Source organism: Acidimicrobiia bacterium, from assembly GCA_036271555.1.
Lineage (GTDB): Bacteria > Actinomycetota > Acidimicrobiia > IMCC26256 > PALSA-610 > DATBAK01.
On the sequence record DATBAK010000036.1, the window covers coordinates 19564 to 41976 of the forward strand.

The 22413-nt window shown below is 70.8% G+C and carries 19 protein-coding genes; 5 read left to right on the top strand and 14 right to left on the bottom strand.

Annotated elements, in window-relative coordinates:
• Positions 1-68: 68 nt before the first annotated feature.
• From VH914_09740 to VH914_09775, 8 genes are all read right to left on the bottom strand, one after another.
• Complete coding sequence (locus tag VH914_09740; protein HEX4491473.1) at positions 69-1319, bottom strand: pitrilysin family protein; 1251 nt, start codon at positions 1317-1319, stop codon at positions 69-71.
• Positions 1320-1360: 41 nt separating this feature from the next.
• Positions 1361-3799, bottom strand: coding sequence for a polyribonucleotide nucleotidyltransferase (locus VH914_09745; protein HEX4491474.1), 2439 nt, complete (start codon positions 3797-3799; stop codon positions 1361-1363).
• 157 nt (positions 3800-3956) lie between these two features.
• A complete protein-coding gene (rpsO, locus tag VH914_09750; protein ID HEX4491475.1) occupies positions 3957-4223 on the bottom strand; it encodes a 30S ribosomal protein S15 in 267 nt (88 codons plus the stop codon).
• 84 nt (positions 4224-4307) lie between these two features.
• Positions 4308-5120, bottom strand: a complete 813-nt coding sequence (locus VH914_09755; protein HEX4491476.1) for an FAD synthetase family protein — start codon at positions 5118-5120, stop codon at positions 4308-4310.
• Positions 5117-6010 carry a tRNA pseudouridine(55) synthase TruB gene (gene truB, locus VH914_09760; GenBank protein HEX4491477.1) on the bottom strand — a complete coding sequence of 298 codons (894 nt, stop codon included), beginning with the start codon at positions 6008-6010 and terminating at the stop codon, positions 5117-5119. Before truB ends, VH914_09755 begins: the two co-directional genes overlap by 4 nt.
• Positions 6007-6969, bottom strand: a complete 963-nt coding sequence (locus VH914_09765; GenBank protein HEX4491478.1) for a bifunctional oligoribonuclease/PAP phosphatase NrnA — start codon at positions 6967-6969, stop codon at positions 6007-6009. The genes truB and VH914_09765 overlap by 4 nt, the downstream gene beginning before the upstream one ends.
• Complete coding sequence (gene rbfA / locus VH914_09770) at positions 6966-7364, bottom strand: 30S ribosome-binding factor RbfA (protein HEX4491479.1); 399 nt, start codon at positions 7362-7364, stop codon at positions 6966-6968. The genes VH914_09765 and rbfA overlap by 4 nt, the downstream gene beginning before the upstream one ends.
• A 13-nt stretch (positions 7365-7377) precedes the next feature.
• Positions 7378-7677 (bottom strand): DUF503 domain-containing protein, encoded by a 300-nt coding sequence (locus VH914_09775; protein ID HEX4491480.1) that lies wholly within the window; start codon positions 7675-7677, stop codon positions 7378-7380.
• Positions 7678-7768: 91 nt separating this feature from the next.
• Between VH914_09775 and VH914_09780 the strand changes: the two genes are divergently transcribed.
• The 4 genes from VH914_09780 to VH914_09795 all read left to right on the top strand — a co-directional run bounded on the left by VH914_09780 (position 7769) and on the right by VH914_09795 (position 11281).
• Entirely contained in the window at positions 7769-8710 is a 942-nt protein-coding gene (locus VH914_09780) for an ATP-binding cassette domain-containing protein (GenBank protein HEX4491481.1), read from the top strand.
• An 82-nt stretch (positions 8711-8792) separates the two neighbouring features.
• Complete coding sequence (locus VH914_09785; GenBank protein ID HEX4491482.1) at positions 8793-9593, top strand: ABC-2 family transporter protein; 801 nt, start codon at positions 8793-8795, stop codon at positions 9591-9593.
• Entirely contained in the window at positions 9590-10357 is a 768-nt protein-coding gene (locus VH914_09790; GenBank protein ID HEX4491483.1) for an ABC-2 family transporter protein, read from the top strand. Before VH914_09785 ends, VH914_09790 begins: the two co-directional genes overlap by 4 nt.
• A 105-nt stretch (positions 10358-10462) precedes the next feature.
• The gene (locus VH914_09795) at positions 10463-11281 is read left to right on the top strand and encodes a MarR family transcriptional regulator (protein HEX4491484.1); all 819 of its coding nucleotides are present in this window, start codon (positions 10463-10465) and stop codon (positions 11279-11281) included.
• A 24-nt stretch (positions 11282-11305) separates the two neighbouring features.
• On the opposite strand, the gene infB is transcribed toward VH914_09795, so the two are convergent.
• The 4 genes from infB to VH914_09815 form a co-directional block, all read right to left on the bottom strand.
• Positions 11306-14059, bottom strand: a complete 2754-nt coding sequence (gene infB, locus VH914_09800; GenBank protein HEX4491485.1) for a translation initiation factor IF-2 — start codon at positions 14057-14059, stop codon at positions 11306-11308.
• 329 nt (positions 14060-14388) lie between these two features.
• Complete coding sequence (gene nusA / locus VH914_09805) at positions 14389-15792, bottom strand: transcription termination factor NusA (protein ID HEX4491486.1); 1404 nt, start codon at positions 15790-15792, stop codon at positions 14389-14391.
• Between the two features lie 9 nt (positions 15793-15801).
• Positions 15802-16365 carry a hypothetical protein gene (locus tag VH914_09810; protein ID HEX4491487.1) on the bottom strand — a complete coding sequence of 188 codons (564 nt, stop codon included), beginning with the start codon at positions 16363-16365 and terminating at the stop codon, positions 15802-15804.
• Between the two features lie 175 nt (positions 16366-16540).
• The gene (locus VH914_09815; GenBank protein ID HEX4491488.1) at positions 16541-18769 is read right to left on the bottom strand and encodes an MMPL family transporter; all 2229 of its coding nucleotides are present in this window, start codon (positions 18767-18769) and stop codon (positions 16541-16543) included.
• Between the two features lie 127 nt (positions 18770-18896).
• Here VH914_09815 and VH914_09820 point away from each other — a divergent pair, with 127 nt between their 5' ends.
• The gene (locus VH914_09820) at positions 18897-19535 is read left to right on the top strand and encodes a TetR family transcriptional regulator (GenBank protein ID HEX4491489.1); all 639 of its coding nucleotides are present in this window, start codon (positions 18897-18899) and stop codon (positions 19533-19535) included.
• 13 nt (positions 19536-19548) lie between these two features.
• Here the strand turns inward: VH914_09820 and VH914_09825 are convergent, their stop codons facing one another.
• Complete coding sequence (locus VH914_09825) at positions 19549-20625, bottom strand: ATP-dependent DNA ligase (GenBank protein HEX4491490.1); 1077 nt, start codon at positions 20623-20625, stop codon at positions 19549-19551.
• The gene (locus VH914_09830) at positions 20622-22358 is read right to left on the bottom strand and encodes a proline--tRNA ligase (GenBank protein HEX4491491.1); all 1737 of its coding nucleotides are present in this window, start codon (positions 22356-22358) and stop codon (positions 20622-20624) included. Before VH914_09830 ends, VH914_09825 begins: the two co-directional genes overlap by 4 nt.
• Between the last annotated feature and the right edge of the window lie 55 nt (positions 22359-22413).

Below are 22413 nucleotides of genomic sequence, written 5' to 3' on the forward strand. Positions count from 1 at the left end.
GCGCTTCCTGCTCATGCGTGCGCTTCAGATACGAAGCAGACGTATGACCAGACGAGGTCGAGACGCGGTCAGGTCTCGAAGTCGGATTCGGAGAACGGGCCGACGGTCGCGAGGGTGCGGGGGCGGTCGGCGATGACGCGGTCGATCACGCGCTCGATGTCGTCGCCCGTGACCGCGTCGATGCGACGGACGATCTCGTCGAGCGTCGGGATCTCGTGCTCGATGAGCTCGGCGCGCCCGAGCCGCCGCATCCGCGACGACGACGTCTCGAGCGACATCGCGATCGCGCCTTTCAGATGGCCCTTCGCGGCGTCGAGCTCACGCGCCGGCAGGCTGCGCTCACTCGACAGCCTGTCGAGCTCGCCGTCGATCACCGCGAGCGTCTCGTGCACGCGCTCGGGCGACGTGCCCGCGTAGATCGCGAGCATGCCCGTGTCGGCGAACGCGCCGCGGTAGGAGTAGACGGAGTACGCGAGGCCGCGCTCCTCGCGCACCTCCTGGAACAGACGCGACGACATGCCTCCGCCGAGCGCCTGGTTCAGCACCGTCAACGCGTAACGGTCGGGATCGAGGTGCGACACCGAGCGCAGACCGACGACGACGTGCGCCTGCTCGGTCGGGCGCTCGATCACGGCGACCGAACGGGGCTCGCCGAACGAATCGGAATCGCGCTCGGGGCGATCGCCTTCGAGGCCGTCGAGGCGCGACGACAGCAGATCGATCAAGCCGTCGTGCGTGAGGTTGCCGGCCGCGGCCAACACGATGTTCGTGGGCCGGTAGTGCGCGGCGTGGTACGAGGCGATGTCGTCGCGCGGCATGGCTTCGATGCTCGAGTCGGTGCCGAGCACCGAGCGGCCCAGCGCGTGCTGCGGGAACAGCGCGCCGGCGAACAGATCGTGCACGAGGTCGTCGGGCGTGTCGTCACGCATCCCGATCTCCTCGAGGATGACCTGCCGTTCCGAGTCGACCTCGTCGGGACGGAACGCCGGTCGCCACAACACGTCGGTGAGGATCTCGACGGCGAGCGCGAGGTGCGCGTCGGGAACGCGCACGTAGAAGACGGTCTCCTCCTGCCCGGTGAACGCGTTCATCTCGCCACCGACGGACTCGACCGCCTCCGCGATCTCGCGCGCCGACTTCTCGGGCGTGCCCTTGAACAGCAGGTGCTCGAGGAAGTGGCTCGCGCCCGACTGCGCGTCGGTCTCGTCGCGCGAGCCGGTGCCGACCCACGCGCCGATCGTCACCGAGCGCAGCTCGGGCAGCGACTCGGTGACGACGCGCAGTCCGGAGTCGAGCAGCGACCGGCGGACGTCCTCCACGGAGCGGCCTCGGCCCTCGTTCTCCGTCGAATCCGTCCGGCTCAGCGCCGCCGCGGCGGCCGGCGCCGGCGGGCACCGCCGCTACCGCCCGAATCGGAGCCCGACCCACCTCGGGTCTCCGCGGCGGGACCGAGGTCGCCGAACTCCGCCTTCGCCTGGTCTTCCCAGAAGTCCTCGAACGAGCCCGCCGCCGGCGCGGCATCCGACCCTCCGCCCGAGTCGCTCGACGTGCGCTCGGAGCGACCGCCGCCCGACCCACCCGACCCGCCGGAGCCGCCGTCGCCACCCGAAGGCGCGTCGGCGCCGACGAGCGAGAGCGAGAGCTTCCCGCCCTGGTCGATGTCGTCGACCTTGACCTCGAGCTCCTGACCGAGCTGGAGCACGTCCTCGACCCGGTCGATGCGCTTGCCGCCACCGAGCTTCGAGATGTGGACGAGGCCGTCGCGACCCGGGAGGATGTTCACGAACGCACCGAACTTCGTGATGTTCACGACCTTGCCGGTGTACGTCGCGCCGAGCTCGGCCGTCGGCGGGTCGAGGATGAGCTCGATGCGGCGCTGTGCCTCGCGCACCTTGTCGCCGTCCTTCGAGCCGATCGACACCAGGCCGACCATGCCGTCGTCGCTCACCGAGATGTCGGCGCCGGTCTCCTGCTGGATCGTGTTGATGACCTTGCCCTTGGGCCCGATGACCTCGCCGATCTTGTCGATCGGGATCTCGAACGAGATGATCTTCGGTGCGGTGTCGCGCACCTCGGCACGCGGCGCGCTGATCGCGCCGTTCATCACGTCGAGGATCTTCAGCCGCGCGTCCCGCGCCTGCTGCAACGCGGCGTTGAGCACGTCGAGCGGAAGGCCGTCGATCTTCGTGTCGAGCTGCAGCGCGGTCACGAACTCCGACGTGCCCGCGACCTTGAAGTCCATGTCGCCGAACGCGTCCTCGGCGCCGAGGATGTCGGTGAGCGTCACGTACTTGCCGTCGTGGTACACGAGGCCCATCGCGATGCCGGCGACGGGCGCCTTGATCGGCACACCCGCGTCCATCAGCGACAGCGTCGAGCCACACACCGAGCCCATCGACGTCGAGCCGTTCGACGACAGCACGTCGGAGACGACCCGCAGCGTGTAGGGCCACTCGGACGAGCTCGGGATCACCGGAACGAGCGCGCGCTCGGCGAGCGCGCCGTGACCGATCTCGCGCCGCTTCGGCGAACCGACCCGACCCGTCTCACCGGTCGAGAACGGCGGGAAGTTGTAGTGGTGCATGTAGCGCTTGCGCTCATCGGTCGTGATCGTGTCGAGCATCTGCTCCATGCGCGGCATGCCGAGCGTGGTGACCGACAGCACCTGGGTCTCGCCCCGCTGGAACAGGCCCGTGCCGTGCGCGGTCGAGATGACGCCGACCTCGGCCGACAGCGGCCGGATGTCGGCGAGGCCACGACCGTCGATGCGCACACCCTCGGTGACGATGCGGGTGCGCACGACTTCCTTCTGCAGGGAGCGCAGCGCCTTCTTGATCTCACCACCGCGTCCGGCGAACTGACCGGGCGCGTCGTCGGAGCCGACGAGGTCCGCAGTGACGACGTCGGCGACCTCGTCGAGCCGCGCGTTGCGCTCGTTCTTGTCGGCGATCTTCATCGCCTCCGCGACCGGGTTGCGAGCGGCGCTGCCGACCGCGTCGTACACGTCGGACTGGTAGTCGACGCTCTCGTTGTAGGAGATGAGCTCGATCGGGCCGTGCGCTTCCTGCACCTTGTGCACGAGCTCGAGCTGCAACTCGATCGACGCGTTGATCCAGCGCTTCGACTCCTCGAGCCCCTGCGCGATCACCTCTTCGGTGACCTTCGGTGCGCCGCCCTCGTAGAGCTCCCACGACTTCTCGGTGCCGCCGGCCTCGACCATCATGATCGCGACGTCGCCGTCCTCGAGCCGCCGGCCCGCGACGACGAGCTCGAACGTCGACTCGTCGCCTTCCTCGAACGTGGGGTGCGCGATCCACGTGCCGTCGTGATGCGCGAGGCGCACCGCGCCGATCGGCCCGTTGAACGGGATACCCGACACCATGAGCGCGGCCGACGCGCCGTTGATCGACGCGATGTCGTGCGGGTTCACCTGGTCGGCGCCCATGATCGTGGCGATCACCTGCACCTCGTTGCGGAATCCCGCCGGGAACGACGGGCGCAACGGCCGGTCGGTGAGCCGGCACGTGAGGATCGCCGACTCGCCGGGGCGACCTTCACGACGGAAGAACGAGCCGGGGATCTTCCCCGCCGCGTACATCCGCTCCTCGACGTCGACCGTCAAGGGAAAGAAGTCGATGCCCTCACGGGGCTTGCTCGTGCAGACCGTCGACAGCAACGTCGTGCGGCCGACCTTCACGAGCACCGCGCCGTCGGCGAGGTTCGCCAGCTGGCCCGTCTCGAAGGACATCTCGAGACCAGCCGCATTGACCGGTCCGGAAACCTGAATGGAGTCGCTCATTCGCGACAACTCCTCTGCTGTTCGTGCAGGCGGAGCCGGTTCCCAGTTGTCAGGGTCCGAGCCTCACGGTTCGGGCGCTGGCGACTGACAACCGATTCCTCGTCCTGCGTGTTGTGGTGACGCGAAACGAGGAGCGGACGATCCGCTCCTCGCGTGGCTAGCGACGCAGCCCGAGCTTGGCGATGAGGGCGCGGTAGCGCTCGACGTCGTTGCTGCGCAGGTAGTCGAGCAACCTCCGGCGACGCCCGACGAGCATGAGCAGGCCCCGGCGCGAGTGATGGTCCTTCTTGTGGACCTTCAGGTGCTCCGTGAGCTGGTTGATCCGGTCGGTGAGGAGGGCAATCTGCACCTCCGGCGAGCCGGTGTCGGTCTCGTGGACCCGGTGCTCGGTGATCGTGGCGGCCTTCGGCAACGCGCTTCTCATTCCGTTTGCTGGTGGGAAAGCGTCGTGCAGCTGCCCCGTCGGGGCGGCACACAGCCGGGCATGCTACCGCATGACCCCCGGAATTCAGCCAGAGCGCCGGACGAAGCGCACGGCGGCGGGCGTGCCGGCGGCGTCGACGGCGGCTCGGATGGCCAGGACACCGGGCTCCCCGCCCCCCTCACCGACGGCGATCGTCACCGGTCGCACCGGTCCTTCGCCCTCGGTGAGCGTGCCCTCGTAGCGGCCGGCCGCGGGGACACACAGCCGCGGGTGGACGGTGAGCGCGCCGTCGGCGTGGGTGCCGCGCAGCTCGTGCGGACGGCCGAGCACGGTCGCCGCGCCCTCGACATCGCCCGCCGCGAGCAGCTCGCGCACGCGCGTCGACGAGAACGGCACCGAGTCGTCGGCGGGCGCGACCAGCCCGAGCCCGAGCACCTCGAAGCCGAGGTCGGCGCCCATGCGCTCGAGCATCGGGACGTTCCCGCCGCGCTTGTGCCCGAAGTGGAAGTCGGCGCCGACGACGACGAGCCGCGCGCGCAGCAATCCGACCAACACCTCCTGCACGAAGTCCTCGGCGCTTTCGTGGCTGCGCGCCTCGTCGAACGTGAGGACGACACCGACGTCGAGCAATCCGATCGCGTCGAGCAGCTCGATGCGGTGCTCGAGCGTCGTCAGCAGCTTCGGCGCGGACTCGGGCCGCACGATCTCCGCGGGATGACGGTCGAAGGTGACGAGCGCGGCCTGCAGGCCGCGTGCGTCGGCGAGCTCGCGCACGAGTCGCAGCACCGCGCGGTGGCCGAGGTGCACGCCGTCGAACGCGCCGATCGTGACGACGCTCCCACGCGCGTCGGCATCGTCGGCGTCACCGGCCCCGACCGGGTCGCGCAGCACCTTCACGGTGTCGCGCCCTCCGGCATCACCACTGCGGCCTTCAGCGCCGCACCCTTGCGTTCGTACACGGCGAGCAGCGCGCCCTGCGCGTCGACGATCGCGAACGGACCTCCCTCGGTGCACGCAGGGAGCCCCGCCGGTGCGAACACGGCACCGTGCGCGACCGCCCGCGCCTCCTCCCCCGCCACCTCGACGCGGGCCATGCCCCGCAACGCTTCGGCCGGGGTGAGCACGACCGCGCTCGGATCGGACTCGACGGTCTCGAGCGGATGCGCCTCCGAGACGTCGAACGCGCCCACGCGCAACCGGCGCAGATCGCGCAGGTGCGCGCAGCCGCCGAGCGCGACGCCGAGATCGGCCGCGAGCGACCGCACGTACGTACCGCTGCCGCACTCGACCGTCACGTCGGCCTCGGGATACGCGCCGTCGGTGAAGCCGTCGACGTCGAACCGGTCGACCCGCACGCGCCGCGACGGCCGCTCCACCTCTTCGCCCTTTCGCGCGAGCTCGTGCAGCCGGCGACCACCGATCTTGATCGCCGACACCATCGGCGGCACCTGGTCGCGCTCGCCGAGGAACCCGCGCGTCGCGTCCTCGACCTGCGCGCGCGTGAGCCGCATCGTCACCCGATCGAGCACCGCCCCCGACGCGTCGAGCGTGTCGGTCGCGACACCGAAGACGATCGTGGCGCGGTAGCCCTTCGTCGTCTCCTGCAAGAAGCGGAGCAGACGCGTCGCGCGCCCGAGCCCGACGAGCAGCACGCCGGTCGCGTCGGGGTCGAGCGTGCCCGCGTGCCCGATGCGGCGTTGCCCGTAGATGCGCCGCAGCCGCGCGACCACGTCGTGCGACGTGCACCCCGTCGGCTTGTCGACGACGACCAGTCCGTCGACGCTCACTCGTGAAGCTGGCTCTCGATGCGCCGGACGATCTCGGCGACCGGATCGTCGGTCGAGAAGCCCGCCGCGAAGCGGTGCCCGCCGCCGCCCTGCGACTGCGCGATGCGGCACACGTCGACGGCACCGAGCGAGCGCATGCTCACGCGCGTCACGCCGTCGGCGCCTTCCTTGAAGACCGCCGAGACCTCGGCCTCGCTCGTGCGGCGAACGACGTCGATCAGCCCTTCGATCTCGCCGAACGACACGCCGAACTCGTCGAGGTCGGCGCGCGTGACCGACGTGTAGACGAACGACCGGTCGGCGTCGAGCACCGCGCGTTCGAGCGCGGCCGCCATCAGCTTGAGGTACGCGAACGAGTGCTCCTCGAACAGCGTGCGCGACAACTTCGCGACCGGCACGCCGTAGCCGACGAGCTCGGCCGCGAGCTGGAACACCTCGGGCGTCGTCGTCTCGTACTGGAAGCGGCCGGTGTCGCAGACGAGCGCGGCGTACAGGCACACGGCCGCGTCGGCGTTGAGCGCGAGGTCGAGCTCGTCGACGAGGCGGCGCACCACCACGCCCGTCGCCGCGGCGTCGGGGACGATCACGTTGATGCTGCCGTAGCGATCGTTCGAGACGTGGTGGTCGAGCACGACGAGCTCGCGCGCGGCCTTCGCGGGCCGCTCGAGGTCGCCGAGGCGCGAGAGCGCGCCCGAGTCGAAGGTGATCATCACGTCGGGCTCGGTCGGGAACGACGCGGGCGGCGTGAGCAGATCGAGACCGGGCAGCTCGCGGTAGTGCGGCGCGACCGTGAACGGCTCGGAGAACGACGACACGACGTCGACGCCCGCCCCGCGCAGGACGTGGTGCAGGCCGAGCATCGAGCCCAGCGCGTCGCCGTCCGGGTTGACGTGGCACGCGAGCGCCACCGAGCGCGCGCCGCGGATCACGTCGGCCGCGTGTGCGAGGTCGCTTCTCATGCCTCGGACCCGGGCGTGTCGTTCGAGTGCAGCTCGCGCAGCAGCTCCTCGATGCGCTGGCCCGCGGAGATCGACGGGTCGAGCTTGAACGTGAGCGCGGGCGTGTTCCGCCAGCGGACCTGGTGACCGAGCGATCGGCGCAGATGCGGCGCGGCCTTGGCCAACGCGCTCGCCGTCGCCTTCACTTCGTCTTCGGTCTGCGCGCTGCCGCCGGCGCCCAGCGCGGAGTAGTAGAGCGTGGCGTACGCGAGGTCGGACGACACCTCCGCGCCCGTGAGCGTCACCATCTCGAGTCGCGGATCGGAGAGCCGCGCGAGCTCGTCGGCGACGATCTCGACGAGCACCTCGTTGACGCGCGCGGTCCGCTGGTAGCGGTGCGGGGCGTTGCGCGGCATCAGCGCACCCCGCTCATCGAAGGTCGCTCCGCTCGAGCCAGGTGCGCTCGACGTCGATCACCTCGACGTCGGGTGCGGCGTCGACGAACCGTTCGACGTTCGCGAGCACGTCCTCGAGGTGCGAGTACGAACCCGACACGACGGCGACGCCGATCGCGCACCGCTGCCACTGGTCGAGGTGGTCGACCTCGGCGACGGAGACGGCGAAGCGGTGGCGCAGCCCGTCGACGATCGGCCGGATCGCGGCGCGCTTGGCCTTCAGCGAGCGGCTCGCGGGCACGTGGAGATCGAAGCGCACGGCAGCCGCATGCATCGGAGGATTCTCGCGCGGCCCCGTCGTGCCGGTCGCATGCCCGAAATCGAAATCCCCGGGTGCGGGTGAGCCGGCCGGTCATCCTTGAGCGATGTCGATCCAGGTTCGGGGCCTCACGAAGGTCTTCGAGACCGGACGGCGACGAGCCCGGCGCCGCATCGAAGCGGTGCGCGCCATCTCGTTCACCGTCGAGCCCGGCGAGCGCATCGCCTACATCGGGCCCAACGGCGCCGGGAAGTCGACGTCGATCAAGATCCTCACGGGGATCCTGCACCCGACCGCCGGCGAAGCCGCCGTCCTCGGCATCGTGCCGTGGACCGACCGCCGCCGGCTCGCGGCGCGCATCGGCACGCTCTTCGGTCAGCGCTCCTTGCTGTGGTTCGAGCTGACGCCGCGGCAGTCGTACCGGATGCTCGCCGCGATCTACGAGCTCGACCGGCGGCAGGAAGCACAGCGCGTCGGTGAGCTCGCGGAGCTGCTCGACGCGGCCGACCTGTTCGACCAACCCGTGCGCAGCCTGTCGCTCGGCCAGCGCATGCGGTGCGAGCTCGCCGCGTGCATGCTGCACGAACCCGAGGTCCTGTTCCTCGACGAGCCGACGATCGGGCTCGATCTCCTCGCGAAGCAGCGCTTCCGGGAGCTGCTCGTGCGCCTCAATGTCGAGCGCAACACGACCACGTTCCTCACGTCGCACGACGTCGCCGACATCGAGCACGTCGCCCGCCGCGCGATCGTCATCAACCACGGCTCGGTGATCTACGACGACGACGTCGCCGCGATGCGCCGCGCGCTGCTCGCCACGAAGCTCGTCGAGGTCGGGCTCGCGCAGCCGGCGCCGCCGCTGCACCTTCCCGGCGTCGATGTGCTCGAGCAAACCGACGTCAAGGCCGAGCTCGTCGTCGACACCACCGCGACGTCGATCCGCGCCGTGCTCGACACGCTGCTCGCGACCACCGCGGTCGCCGACATCTCGGTCACCGATCCGCCGCTCGAGCAGGTCATCGCAGAGATCTACCGGCAGCCGCAGACATGAGGAGCCAGGCGCAGATCGCAGGCGCGGTCATCGTCGCTCCGCCGCGGATCCGTCCGGGTCGAGCGCCGAAGATCGCAGCCGCATGAGCAGCCGCGCGAACGCGGCGACCCGCAAGCTCACGACCGCGGCGCGCACGGCCGCGCAATCCGTGATCGCCGAGCGCGGCGGCATCGGTGTCGCGGTCGGCTTCTACGTGATCGTGGTGAGCGTGCTCTCGGGACTGTGGCGGGTCGCCGCGCACGCCAACGGGGGCCGGCTCGCGGGCTACTCGGCCGTCGCGATCACGTGGTACATCGCGACCACCGAATGTGCGGTCGTCTCGCTGAACATCCGCATGATCGACGACATCGGGCGCGACATCGGGTCGGGCGCGGTCGCCGTGGAGCTCCTGCGACCCGCGTCGGTCGTCGCCGTGCGCGTCGCGACCGAGGTCGGCCGCGCGCTCCCCCGCCTCACCGCGCTCGCGGTTGCGGCGGTCGTCGTCGCGTCGCTCGAGGCCGGCGCGCCGCCGCGCCCGGTCACGCTGCTCCTCGCGTATCCGAGCCTCGTCCTCGCGATCGCAGTGAACATCGTCGCCCAGCACGCCTTCGCGGCGGCCGCCTTCTGGTTGCGCGACGCGGGCTCGACGTGGTTTCTCTACCAGAAGCTCGTGTTCATCCTCGGCGGGATGCTGATCCCGCTCGAGGCGCTGCCGGGCTGGCTGCACGGCGCCGCGAACGCGCTGCCATGGCGAGCGATGGCCTACGTGCCGGCGCGGCTGGCGTCCGGGCACCTCGAGCCCGTGCTGTTGCTCGAGCAGGTCGCCTGGCTCGTCGCGCTCGGTGCGATCGCGGCGGCCATCTTCGGCGCGGGCCAGCGCCGGCTGCAGGTGGTCGGCGGATGAACGGCCTGCTCGCGACGATGCGCAACGCGCTCGCGGAAGCGGCGGCGAAGCGCGCCGCGCTGCTCTCGGCGATGACGATCATGATCGTGAACGACGCCGTATGGGTCGCCTTCTGGGTGCTGTTCTTCCATCGGGTCGGTCACCTGCACGGGTGGGACAGCCGGCGCGTCCTGCTGCTGCTCTCCGTCATGACGAGCGCGGCGGGTATCACGCTCGGGCTGTTCTCGAACGCGCGGCGGGTCGGTCAGATGGCGGTCGAGGGTGCGCTCGACGCGGTGCTCGCGCTGCCCGTGCAACCGCTCCCGTTCCTGCTCGTGCGACGGGTCGAGCCGGTCAACATCGGCGACTTCGCCTTCGGTATCACGTTGTTCTGCATCGTCGGTCACCCCACGCCGGTGCACATCGTCGTCTTCGCCGGTGTGGTGCTCGCCGCGTCGGTACTCATCACCGGCTTCCTCGTGCTCACCGGCTCGATCGCGTTCTTCGCGGGTCGCGGTGAGGGCGGCGAGCTCGGCTTCCACGCGATCCTGCTGCTCGGCTCGTACCCGGTCGACGTGTTCGCGGGTGCGGCGAAAGTGATGCTCTACACGGTCGTACCGGCCGCGTTCGTGTCGTCGATCCCGGCGCGGCTCGTCCTGTCGTTCGATCCCGCGCGCGCGGCGTGGCTCGTCGGGATATCCGCGCTCTTCGCGACCGCGGGCACGGTCGCGTTCACGCGCGGACTGCGTCGCTACACGTCCGGCGCGGTCTGGACGCGCGGCTGATCGCGCCGAGACCATCACCGGTTGAGCGATGAGTCTCGCGGCGACCGATCGTCCGACTGACGTGAGCGTTCGCAACGAGCGCGGAAGCTGCAGGAGGATCAGGCGATGAACGCGATGGCGCGCCGGATGTTCGATCTCGTCGAGCCGATCGGTCTCATCCCGTACTCGGCCGACGAACCCAACGAGACGATGTTCGCCCTGGGGTTCACCGACTACTGGGACACCTACTTCGCCGGCCGCGCGGCGCCCCTCGGCCTCGTCCCCGCAGAAGTGGTCGACGCGCTCTTCTACAACTTCGCGCCCGGCGAGGTCGCCCGCCACATCCCGAGGGTCTGGCGGACCACCACGCCCGAGGCGGCGATCGCCGCTCGTCAGGAGGGTTGCACGAAGGCGTTGCGGCGGATCCTCCGCGAGCGCGTCGACTCGCCCGCCTTCGCACGCGCCACTGAATTGCTGCTCGCCGCGGCGACGAGCGCACCGATCGAGGGCCGAGCCATGTACGCGGCGCTGCGCGCGCTTCCGGTCCCCGACGACGTGGTGACCCGGTGCTTCCATGCCGCGGCCTTGCTGCGCGAGCACCGGGGCGACGGGCACATCGTCGCCCTGATGACCGAGGGTGTCGGTGGGCTCGAGGCGCACGCGCTCCTCGCCCTCGACATGGGGATGCCCGCGGAGAAGTTCGGGCGCATCCACCACCTCCCCGCACCGCAGATCGCCGCGGTGATCGACGGGATGCGCGATCGCGACCTGATCGGGGACGACGGTTGGCTGAGCGCATCGGGCCGCGCAGTCAAACAGCGCGTCGAGGCGCTGACCGACGACCTCGCCGCGAAGCCCTACGAGAGCCTCGCGCCGGACGAGCTCGATGAGCTCGTCTCGGCGCTCGAGCCGCTCGCCGAGCTGCTCGTCGCCGCGCAGGACTGAGAGCGGCGGTGACGAGCTCTCGCGTCAGGTGCGCGCGACCTCGCGCTCTTCGTACGTCTCGATGACGTCGCCGCCCTTGAGGTCCTGGAAGTTCTCGAGCCCGATGCCGCACTCGTAGCCCGACGCAACCTCGCGCACGTCGTCCTTGAAGCGCTTGAGCGTCGCGATCGAGCCGTTCCAGATGACCGTGCCCTCGCGCAGGAACCGGACCTTCGAGCCACGTGTGATCGTGCCGTGCTGCACGTAGCAACCGGCGACCTTGCCGACACGCGGAACGCTGAAGACGTCGCGCACCTCGGCCTCGCCGGTGACGATTTCCTCGAACTCCGGCTTGAGCAGGCCGACCAACGCGGCGTTCACGTCCTCGAGCACGCCGTAGATGACCTCGTAGAGCCGCAGCTCCACGTTCTCTTGCTGCGCGAGCTCGCGCGCCTTGCGATCGGGTCGCACGTTGAAGCCGATGACGGTCGCGTTCGACACCATCGCGAGGCTCACGTCGCTCTCGGTGATCCCGCCGACGCCGCGCAGCACGAACGACAGGCGCACCTCGTCGTGCTCCTGGTCGAGCTTGTGCAGCGCCTGTGTGACCGCTTCCAGCGAGCCCTGCACGTCGGCCTTCAGGATCAGGTTGAGCGTGGCGACCTCGCCCCGCTGCACCATCGCGAAGATGTCCTCGAGCCGGGCGCCGCCGCCGAGGGTCATCGGGTGCGCGAGCGCAGCCGTGCGGCGCCGGCGGGCGCGCGCCTCGGCGACGGTGCGCGCCGCCTTGTCGGACGGCGCGACTCGAACCTCGTCGCCCGCGAGCGGGACGTCGTCGAGACCGAGCACCTCCACGGGAACCGACGGGCCGGCCTCGGCGATCGATGCACCGTGCTCGTCGAACATCGCGCGCACTCGACCCCACGCGGGGCCCGCGACGATCGTGTCGCCGACGTGCAGCGTGCCTTCCATCACCAGCGCGGTGACGACCGGGCCGCGACCGGCGTCGAGGTTCGATTCGAGCACTGCCGCACGCGCCAGCCGCTTCGGATTCGCGACCAGCTCTTCCACGATCTCGACGTCGGAGACGAGCAGGATCGCGTTGAGCAGTTCGTCGATGCCGAGCCCGATCGGCGCGGCGACGTCGACGACCATCGTCGTTCCGCCCCACTCCTCGGGCACGAGCTCGTGCTCGGCGAGTTGCTGGCGCACACGCGTCGGGTCGGCGTCCTCGCGGTCGGACTTGGTGACGGCGACGACGATCGGAACCTCGGCGGCCTTGGCGTGGCTGATCGCCTCGATGGTCTGCGGCATCACGCCGTCGTCGGCCGCGACCACCAGGATCGCGATGTCGGTGACCTGCGCGCCGCGCATGCGCATCGCGGTGAACGCCTCGTGGCCGGGCGTGTCGATGAACGTGATCGTGCGGTCGTTGTAGCGAGCCTGATACGCACCGATGTGCTGCGTGATGCCGCCGGCCTCACCGCTGACGACGTCCGCGTGGCGGATCGCGTCGAGCAGTGTGGTCTTGCCGTGGTCGACGTGACCCATGACGGTCACGACGGGCGGGCGCGGCTCGAGCAACGCGTCGTCGTCCTCGTCGTCGTCCTCCGCGAGGAGGGCGAGGAGCTCGAGCTCCTGCTCCGCGCCGGGCTCGACGATGAGGACCTCGGCGCCGAGCGTCTCCGCGATGAGCTCGATCATCTCGTCGGCGAGCGACACCGTCGCGGTGACGATCTCGCCGGCGTCGAACAGCAGCCGAACGAGGTCGGCAGTGGTGCGGTTCAGCCGCGGCGCGAATTCCTGGATCGTGATGCCGCGCGGGATGACGATCTCGCCTTCGGGGACGGGCGCGTCCGCCGGCGTCAGTCGGGTCGCCTGCTGCGGCTCGAGCTCGGCGGCGTCGCGACGGCGCTTCTTGCGCCGCGGCCGTGCACCACCGGGACGACCGCGACCACCGGGACCGCCGAAGCCGCCCGGACCACCGCGACCACCGGGACCGCCGCCCCGACCACCGCCACCGCCGGGTCCGCCGCCGCCACTGCGACCGCCGAAGCCGCCACCACCACCGCCACCGCCGCCTCCACCAGCACGGGAGAAGCCGCCGCCGCCTCCACCACCGCCGAAACCACCGCTTCGCGGCGCGCTCGACGGGCGCTGCATCGGCGCGCCGGGACGCGTGCCACGCGGCGGAGGCGGAATCTTCTTCATGCCCGGAGGCGGAGGAATGGGCTTGCCGGTGAGGCTGCTCCGCAGGCCTTGCGGCGGTGCGGCCGGAGCCGGGGCCGCCGCGGCGGGCGCCTGGGTCGCCGCAGCCGCGGCTGCGGCGGCGGGCGCCGGCGCGGCCGCGGGCCGCTCGGGAGGTCGCTCCGCGGGACGGGGCGGAAGCGGGACGACACCACCGGTCGAGCGCACGACGCGGTGCGGCCGCGCGGGCTCCTCGACGACGGGCTCGGATGCCGGGCGAGCGGGTTCGGTCGCAGGCTCGGCGGGCGCCGTCGCGGCCGCGGCCGGACGCGTCGCCGCCGGTGCGGGCGCGGACGCCGGTGCCGGTTCGACCACCACGGTCGCAACCGGTGCGGGCGCGGGTGCAGGCTCGGGCGCGGGTTCGGGCTCCGGCTCGCGACGAAGTCCCTTGGAGTCGGCGAGCCGGCGGACGCGGTCCGCGGACGGATCGTCGATGCTCGACGAATGACTCTTGACGCCGATCTTGAGCTCTTCGGAGAGCTCGATCACGACGTGGTTGTCGACACCGAGCTCTCGAGCGAGCTCGTAGACCCTGATCTTCTTGGTGGCCAAACTACGTTCCAACTCCTGACGACATCTGTGCGCCGCGAGCCCGCGCGTCACGGACCGCCCCGCGGCGGCTCAACGTCCTAGTCTCGCACGAAGGGCAGCCTGTTCGTCACCCGAGAGCGTTCGCCGCAGCGCGCGCTCGAGCCGACCGCGGTGCAACGCGGGCTTCACGCAAGCGATTCCGCACAGCCACGCGCCCCGTCCGGGCTCGCCGACACCGACTCGCGTGCACCCGTCGCGACCGGCGGCGACGCGGATCGCGAGCTCCTCGCGAGGAGCCACGCGACCACAGCCGACGCAGGTTCGCGGCCTTGTCCGCCCCGCACCGAGGGTCACCCGGGCGACTCGCTGTCCGCGCTCTCGGCCGGCGCCGCGCTCTCCGCGCCTGCCGCGCTGTCGGTCGCCTCCGCGCTGTCGTTCGCGTCTGCGCTCTCGGCGCCTGCCGCGCTGTCGGTCGCTTCCGCGCTGTCGGTCGCGTCTGCGCTCTCGGCGCCTGCAACGCTGTCGGTCGCTTCCGTGCTGTCGGTCGCCGCACCGTTCGAAGCGGCGGCGGGCTCGCCCTCAGTCTCGGTCGGCGTGTCCGTCGCGGCTGTCGGCGGCGGGTCACCCGGCTTCGTGCCCGGGAGGTCGGCCGCGGTTGCGCCTGCGTAACCGGCTTCCGCCGCGGAGATGGCGTCGCCGCCGCCCGCGGGCTGCCACAGCAGCTCGCCGCCGGCGCCTTCGACCCACTCGCCCTCGGCGAAGAACTCGCCCGATTCCTCTTCCTGCAGCTGCGTCTCGCTCTTGATGTCGACGCGCCAGCCGGTGAGCCGCGCCGCGAGGCGCGCGTTCTGGCCCTCCTTGCCGATCGCAAGCGAGAGCTGGAAGTCGGGGACGATCACCTCGGCGATACCGGTGTCCTCGTGGATGCGGACCTCACGCACCTTCGCGGGTGCAAGTGCCTTCATCACGAGCTCGGACGGGCTGTCGACGAAGGGCACGATGTCGACCTTCTCGCCGCGCAGCTCGTTCACGACCTGCCGCACGCGCAGACCCCGCGCGCCGACGCACGCGCCGACCGGGTCGACGTTGTTGTCGTTCGACGCGACCGCGATCTTCGTGCGGTGGCCCGGCTCGCGCGCCACCGCCTTCAGCTCGACGATGCCGTCCTGCAGCTCGGGTACCTCGAGCTCGAAGAGGCGCTTCACGAGCCCGGGGTGCGTTCGCGACACGACGATCTGCGGACCCTTGGCGGTCTTGCGCACCTCGACGATGTAGGCCTTCAGCCGGCTGCCGTGCTCGTAGCGCTCGTTGGGTACCTGCTCGGCCTGCGGCAGCAGCGCCTCGACGCGCCCGAGGTCGAGCAGCGTGTAGCGCGCGTCGGTCTGCTGGATGATGCCGGTGACGATGTCGCCCTCGCGGCCCGCGTACTCCTCGTACTTGCGCTCGCGCTCGGCCTCGCGGATGCGCTGCAGGATGACCTGCTTGGCCGTCTGCGCGGCGATGCGACCGAAGTCCTTCGGCGTGTCGTCCCACTCGCGGACGACCTGACCCTCTTCGTCGAGCTCCTGCGCGATGACGTGGATGTCGCCGGTCTCGACGTCGATCTCGACCAGCGCCTCCTCCGCCGCGTTGGGCAGCCGCTTGTAGGCCGTCACCAGCGCGTTCGCGAGCGCCTCGAGCATGATCTCTTCGGAGATGCCCTTGTCGACCGCGATCGCGGTGAGGGCCTCCATCATCTCGTTGTTCCTAGGCATGCTCGTACCTCACGACCGGCTGCTCTCCTTCGGGCGGCTGCCCTTCGAACGGGTCGCGCCGCCCTTGCCGGGCTTCGAGCCGCGGCCGGGCCGCGGTGCGGGACCCCACTCGAAGACGGTCCGGCACGCGGTCACGTCGTCGTACGCGATGCGGCGGTCGGCGCCGTCGTCGAGCTTCACGTCGAATCCGGTCTCGTCGGCGGCGGCGAGGACGCCGTGCTCGCGCACCGTCTCCCCCGCGACCGTGTGCTTCACCGACACCCGCTCGTCGATCGCAGCGGCGTAGTGCTCGGGCCGGCGCAGATTGCGCTCGAGACCGGGGCTGCTCACCTCGAGGACGTCGGAGTCGCGCAGCAGGCCCGCACCGGAGAGCTCCGGCGCGAGCACACGCGTCGCGTCGGTGATCAGGTCGAGATCGACGCCCTCGCCCTCGGCGGCATCGCGCTTGTCGACGACGACCCGGATCGCACGCGCGTGGCCCGAGCCGGTGATCTCGACGTCGTACAGATCGAGGCCCAGGCCGGAGACGACGGGCGCGACGCGATCACGAATCGCTTCAGGGTCCGCCGTCATCGCCGTCACCTCCTCACACGAAAAAACGTGGGCGTAAGCCCACGTCCCCGTCGGCCACCCGCCCGGAGGCGACGACCATCGATTGGACCGAACCGGAGAACGATACCAGCAATGACCTCGGCAAACCTGGGTCGAAACGCCGCGAATCGTCCGCGAGGTATCCCGGTCGCGGCCGTCAGCCGACGAGCACGGGCTCGTCGGGCTCGGGCAGCGCAACCGGGAACTCGAGCTCGTCGGGACCGAGCTTCGACTCGCCCTCGATGTCGAGGTTCGGCAGCAGGCGGTCGAGCCAACCGGGCAGCCACCAGTTGGCGTCGCCGAGGAGCTTCATCGTCGCCGGCACCAGCACCATCCGGATGATCGTCGCGTCGACGAAGACCGCGGTCGCCAGCCCGATGCCGACCATCTTCACGGTCGGGTTGTCGCCCAGCACGAAGCTGAGGAACACCGAGATCATGATCAGCGCGGCCGAGGTGATGACCCGCCCCGTCGTCGCGATGCCGGTCGCGACGGACTCGGTGTTGTCCGCCGTGAGCAGGTACTCCTCGCGCACCCGCGACAGGAGGAACACCTCGTAGTCCATCGAGAGACCGAAGAGGATGGCGAACATGAGCATCGGCACGAAGCTCGAGATCGGGAGCGACTCGTGCACACCGAAGAGGCTCGCGCCCCAGCCCCACTGGAAGATCGCCACGATCACCCCGTAGGCCGCGCCGATCGACAGGACGTTCATGACCGCGGCTTTCAGCGGCACGACGAGGGACCTGAAGACGCTCAGCAGCAGCAGGAACGAGAGCAGGATCACCGCGCCGATGAAGAACGGCAAGCGGGACGCGAGACGATTCGACAGGTCGATGAAGGTCGCGGTCGGACCGCCGATGTAGACGTGCGCGCCGCTCGATGCGACCGCCGCCGGCAGCGTGTCGTGGCGGAGCCGGTTGATGAGGATCGTCGTCTGCGCGGCCTGCGGAGAAGACTTCGGCGTCACCTGGATCACCGCGGTCTCGCCGTTCGGGCTCACGGACGCGCTCGCGACGCTCGCGACGTCCGGGGTGGCCGCGACGGCGCGGGAGATCGCGGGGAGCACGACGGCCCGGTCGGCATGGCTGAGGTCGACGGAGAGGATCAGCGGGCCGTTCGTGCCCGGCCCGAAGCCCTCGGCGACGAGGTCGTAGGAGCGCCGGAGTGTCGAGCTGGTCGGGTCGTTGCCGGCGTCGGGCTGGCCGAGGCGCAGCGAGAGCATGGGAATCGCGAGCGTCAGCACCAGCGCGAGGCTGGCGAGCAGGTACGCCACCGCGTGCCGGGACACGTGATGGCTCATGCGGGCCCACCCGTGGTAGCGGCCGTCGTCGCCGCGCGCACCGACCTCGACCCGGGCGCGGAACCCGGGGATGCCGAAGCGGTCGATGTTGTGACCCGCGAAGCCCATCAGCGCCGGTAGCAGGGTGAGCGCCGCGACCACGGTGACCGCGACGACCATCGCCGCGCCGAAGCCCATCCACGTGACCAGGGGCACGCCGGCGACGGCGAGCCCGCAGATCGCGATCACGACGGTCGTCCCCGCGATCAGCACGGCCTGGCCGGCGGTCGCGATGGCGCGACCGGCCGCATCCCCGACCGTGAGGCCGCGCGCCAGACCGGCGCGATGGCGCGTGACGATGAACAGCGCGTAGTCGATCCCGACGCCGAGCCCCACCATGACCGCGATCGTCTCCGCAACGGTCGGGATCGTGACGAAGGCGGACACGAGCGTGACCGCCGAGAGTCCTGACGCCAGGCCGAACAGCGCCGTGCCGATCGACAGGCCCATCGCGATCACGGACCCGAACGCGATGATCAGGATGATCATCGCGGCCAGCAGCCCGAGACCCTCCGAGCCGGGCGACCCCGACTGCTCGCCGAACTGCGCGACCTCGCCCCCGAAGTCGACCTGCACGCCGGCGCGCGTCGCCGACGACACCGAACCCTTGAGGTCCCGGTAGGGCTGCTTGCCGAGGTCGAGCGGGCTCGCATCGAAGGCGACGTTCGCGACCGCGATCGTGCGGTCCTTCGAGATCTGCGCCGGCACCTGGTACGGGCTCGCGACCGAGACCACGTGCGGCACCTTCGCGACCGTGCGCAAGGTGGACTCGATCGCGGCACGGTTGGCGGCGCTCGTGACCGTGCCGGTCCGCGGGTGGAAGACCACCTGCGCGGAGCCCCCGGCCTGCGTCGGGAAGGTCGCCTTCAACAGGTCGGTCGCTCGCTGCGACTCGACGCCGGGGACCGTGAACTGATCCTTCAACTCGCCGCCGAGTGCCTTGCCGCCGACCGTGAGCGCGATGACCGCGGCGACCCACAGCGCCAGCACGAGCCACCGGCGACGAACCGCGAACCGGCCGAGCCGGTAGAGACTCCGGGACATGACAGGCTCCTCGACACCGGCGGCGGGGGGCTTGACGACGGGCCGGCCGGAGCATTCTGGCACTCGATGACGAATGACGCAAAGTGTCAAACGGCACTGGGCGACAGATTCTTGCTAGGATTGCTCCGTGGACAGCCGGGTCACGGTCGAGCCGGGCACCGTCGGCATCACCGACGTCGGGCTACGCGAGCGCAAGAAGGAGCGCACCCGCGAGGCACTCGAGGCCGCGGCGCTCGACCTCTTCGAGCGCAAGGGCTTCGACCACACGACGGTCGAGGAGATCGCCGACGCCTGCGACGTCTCGCGGCGCACCTTCTTCCGCTATTTCGCGTCGAAGGAGGAGGCGTTCGCCGGCGACAAGGCCGAGAAGTCGGCGCTGGTCGCGAGCCTGCTCGCGGCGCGCCCGGCGGACGAGGCCCCGCTCGAATCGGTGCGGTTCGTCGTCCGAAACTTCTGCGCCCAGATGGGCCGGGACAAGGAGGCGACCCTCCGACGGCTACGGATCGCGGCGGCGAGTCACGACCTGCACCAACTGCAGGTCGAGAGCTACGACGAGCGCACCGACGGGCTCGTCGACGCGCTCGTCGCGCGCAACGGCTCCCCTGTCGACCCCGAGACGAGGCTCCAGATGCGGCTGGTGATCGGCGCCGCGATGGTCGTCATGCGCTCCGCCGCGGAGCAGTGGCTCGCAAGCGACGGCGGCGGCGACCTCGAGGACATCGTCGACCGCGGCTTCGATCTCCTCGCCGCAGGGTTCCGCGGCTGAACGCAGCGCGAGGTCAGCTCGCGAAGACGGCCTTCAGTTCCTCCGGCGCGACCGCCTCGAGCTGGTCGTAACGGCACGAGTCGGGATCGCGGTCGGTCCGCATGCGCCGGAAGCGCGCGTTGTGGCGGAAGCGGCCGTTCATCAGGCCCTCGTAGGCGACCTCGGCGACGAGCTCGACGCGCACCGGCTCCCACGACATGTCCTTGTTCGCGTTCCACCGGTTCTGGCCGCCGGGCATCCGTCCACCCGCCTCCACCGCACCCATCGCGGCCTCGGCCCAGTCGCGCCACGGGTGCCCGTCGAGCGCGTGCTCGCGGTACGGCTGGAGCTCCTCGAGCAGCCGCGCGCGCTCGGGCGCGGCCATGCTCGACGCGACGCCGACGTGGTGGAGCACCCCTTGGTCGTCGTTGAGCCCGAGCAGCAGCGAGCCGACGCCGTTGCCGTCCTTGTGGAGCCGGTACCCCGCGACCGCGCAGTCGCAGGTGCGCTCGTGCTTCACCTTGAGCATCGTGCGCGCGCCGGGTGTGTACGGATCCGCGATCGGCTTCACGACGACGCCGTCGAAGCCCGCGCCCTCGAAGCGGTGGAACCAGTCGTCGGCGACGTCGGCGTCACGCGTCGCGGGGGTCAGATAGATCGGCGGCTTTGCCTTCTTCAGCAGCCGCTCGAGCCGTAAGCGCCGGTCACCGAACGGCACCCCGAGCAGGGACTCGTCGTCGAGCGCGAGCAGGTCGAACGCGACGTAGGACGCGGGGATCTCGGCCGCGAGCTTGCGGACGCGCGACTCGGCCGGGTGCTGGCGCAGCTGGAGCGCGTCGAAGTCGAGGCCGACGGGCGTCGCGATCACGAGCTCGCCGTCGAGCACGCAGCGTTCCGGTAGCTGCGCGCACAGCGGCTCACGCAGCTCGGGGAAGTAGCGCAGGAGCGGCTTCGAGTTGCGGCTCTGGAGATCGAGGTCGTCGCCGTCGCGGAAGACGATGCAGCGAAACCCGTCCCATTTCGGCTCGAAGATCACTTCGCCCGACCGGGGCAGCTCGCGCGTGAGCTTCGCGAGCATCGGATCGATCGGCGCGCGCAGCGGGAGGCTCATCGACCCGGTTGCGCCGGCCCCGCGGACGCGGCCACCGCCTCGACGACCGAGTCGATCGCGAGCTCGTCGCGCTCGCCGGTCGCGCGGTCCTTCCGCTCGACGACGCCGCGCCCGATGCCCTTCGCTCCGACCGTGAGCTGCATCGGCATGCCGAGCAGATCGGCGTCGGCGAACTTCACGCCCGCGCTCGCCTCGCGATCGTCGACGAGGACCGAGAGGCCGCGCGCTTCGAGACCCGCGACGAGCGCGTCGGCCGCGTCGATCACCGGTTGCGCGGCATCGCCGCGCCCGGGGAGGACGACGACGTGCACGTCGTACGGCGCGACCGCGCGCGGCCACGCGATCCCCGAGTCGTCGTGGTACTGCTCGACGACGGCGGCGAGCACGCGCGAGATGCCGATGCCGTAGCAACCCATCTGCATCGGGTGCGCGTTTCCCTCGTCGTCGGTGTACGTCGCCTCGAACGCCTTCGAGTACTTCGCGCCGAGCTGGAACACGTGGCCGACCTCGATGCCGCGGTCGATCGCGAGCGGGTTGCCGCAGCGCGGGCACGCGTCGCCGGGCACGACCGTCACGAGCTCGGCCCAGTCGGTGACCCTGAAGTCCCGTTCGAGCCACGCGTCGCGCACGTGATGATCGACGCGGTTGGCTCCGGTGATCCATCCGTGGGCCGCCCGCACCGAGGGATCCGCAATGACCGCCGTCGCCGCCGGATGGTGCGGACCGATGTACCCGCGCGGCAGGTCGGGGTGCGCGGCGAAGTCGTCGTCGGTGTAGAGGCGCACCCGGCGCGGTGCGAGCGCATGCTCCAGCGCGACGACGTTGACCTCGCGATCGCCCGGCACGAGCGCGAGGCCGAGCTCGCCGTCGGCGTCGAACGCGATGCACTTCAACAGCTCGCCGCGCTCGACGCCGAGCAGCGCGGCAACCCCGTCGATCCCCGGCACGTCCGGCGTCGCGATCTCCGTCATCGCCGACGCACCCGCGGGCGCGGCGGGCACGTCGACCTCGCTCACGGCGCGACGCGCGGCCTCGACGTTCGCCGCGTAATCGCACGATGGGCACCAGACGAAGTCGTCCTCCCCCACACTCGCGACGGCCATGAACTCACGGCTCACGTCGCCACCGATCTCGCCCGAGTCGGCTTCGACCGCGCGGAACGTCAGCGCGCACCGCTCGAACACGCGGAAGTAGGCGTCGTACATCGTGCGGTACGAACGATCGAGACCGTCGAGGTCGACGTCGAACGAGTACGCGTCCTTCATCAGGAACTCACGCGTGCGCAGCAGGCCGAAGCGCGGTCGCAGCTCGTCGCGGTACTTCCAGCCGATCTGGTACAGGTTCACGGGCAGGTCGCGATAGCTGCCGTACTCGCCCTTCACGATCGTCGTGACGACCTCTTCCGCCGTCGGCGCGAGGCAGAACGCGGTCTCCTTGCGGTCGAGCAGGCGGAACATCAGCGGCCCGTACTGCGGCTCGCGACCACTCCGCTGCCAGAGTTCGAGCGGCTGGACGATCGGGAACAGGACCTCCTGTGCGCCCGCGGCGTCCATCTCCTCGCGCACGATCCGCTCGATGTTGCGGAGCACGCGGTGACCGAGCGGCAGCCACGCGTAGATGCCGGCCGCGACCCGACGGATGTAGCCCGCGCGCACGAGGAGGCGATGGCTGTCGACCTCCGCGTCCGCGGGATCGTCCCGCAACGTGCGGAGAAACAACTGCGACATGCGCATGACCGGTGAAGGTACAGGGCGCGACCGGGAACGACGCGTGCCCGACGACGGGAAC

Bases quoted from the DNA above. Each gene is read 5' to 3' on its own strand.
- VH914_09745 (HEX4491474.1), bottom strand. From the start codon at position 3,799: ATGAGCGACTCCATTCAGGTTTCCGGACCGGTCAATGCGGCTGGTCTC.
- rpsO (HEX4491475.1), bottom strand. From the start codon at position 4,223: ATGAGAAGCGCGTTGCCGAAGGCCGCCACGATCACCGAGCACCGGGTC.
- VH914_09765 (HEX4491478.1), bottom strand. From the start codon at position 6,969: ATGAGAAGCGACCTCGCACACGCGGCCGACGTGATCCGCGGCGCGCGC.
- rbfA (HEX4491479.1), bottom strand. From the start codon at position 7,364: ATGCCGCGCAACGCCCCGCACCGCTACCAGCGGACCGCGCGCGTCAAC.
- VH914_09775 (HEX4491480.1), bottom strand. From the start codon at position 7,677: ATGCATGCGGCTGCCGTGCGCTTCGATCTCCACGTGCCCGCGAGCCGC.
- VH914_09780 (HEX4491481.1), top strand. From the start codon at position 7,769: ATGTCGATCCAGGTTCGGGGCCTCACGAAGGTCTTCGAGACCGGACGG.
- VH914_09785 (HEX4491482.1), top strand. From the start codon at position 8,793: ATGAGCAGCCGCGCGAACGCGGCGACCCGCAAGCTCACGACCGCGGCG.
- VH914_09790 (HEX4491483.1), top strand. From the start codon at position 9,590: ATGAACGGCCTGCTCGCGACGATGCGCAACGCGCTCGCGGAAGCGGCG.
- VH914_09795 (HEX4491484.1), top strand. From the start codon at position 10,463: ATGAACGCGATGGCGCGCCGGATGTTCGATCTCGTCGAGCCGATCGGT.
- nusA (HEX4491486.1), bottom strand. From the start codon at position 15,792: ATGCCTAGGAACAACGAGATGATGGAGGCCCTCACCGCGATCGCGGTC.
- VH914_09810 (HEX4491487.1), bottom strand. From the start codon at position 16,365: ATGACGGCGGACCCTGAAGCGATTCGTGATCGCGTCGCGCCCGTCGTC.
- VH914_09815 (HEX4491488.1), bottom strand. From the start codon at position 18,769: ATGTCCCGGAGTCTCTACCGGCTCGGCCGGTTCGCGGTTCGTCGCCGG.
- VH914_09825 (HEX4491490.1), bottom strand. From the start codon at position 20,625: ATGAGCCTCCCGCTGCGCGCGCCGATCGATCCGATGCTCGCGAAGCTC.
- VH914_09830 (HEX4491491.1), bottom strand. From the start codon at position 22,358: ATGCGCATGTCGCAGTTGTTTCTCCGCACGTTGCGGGACGATCCCGCG.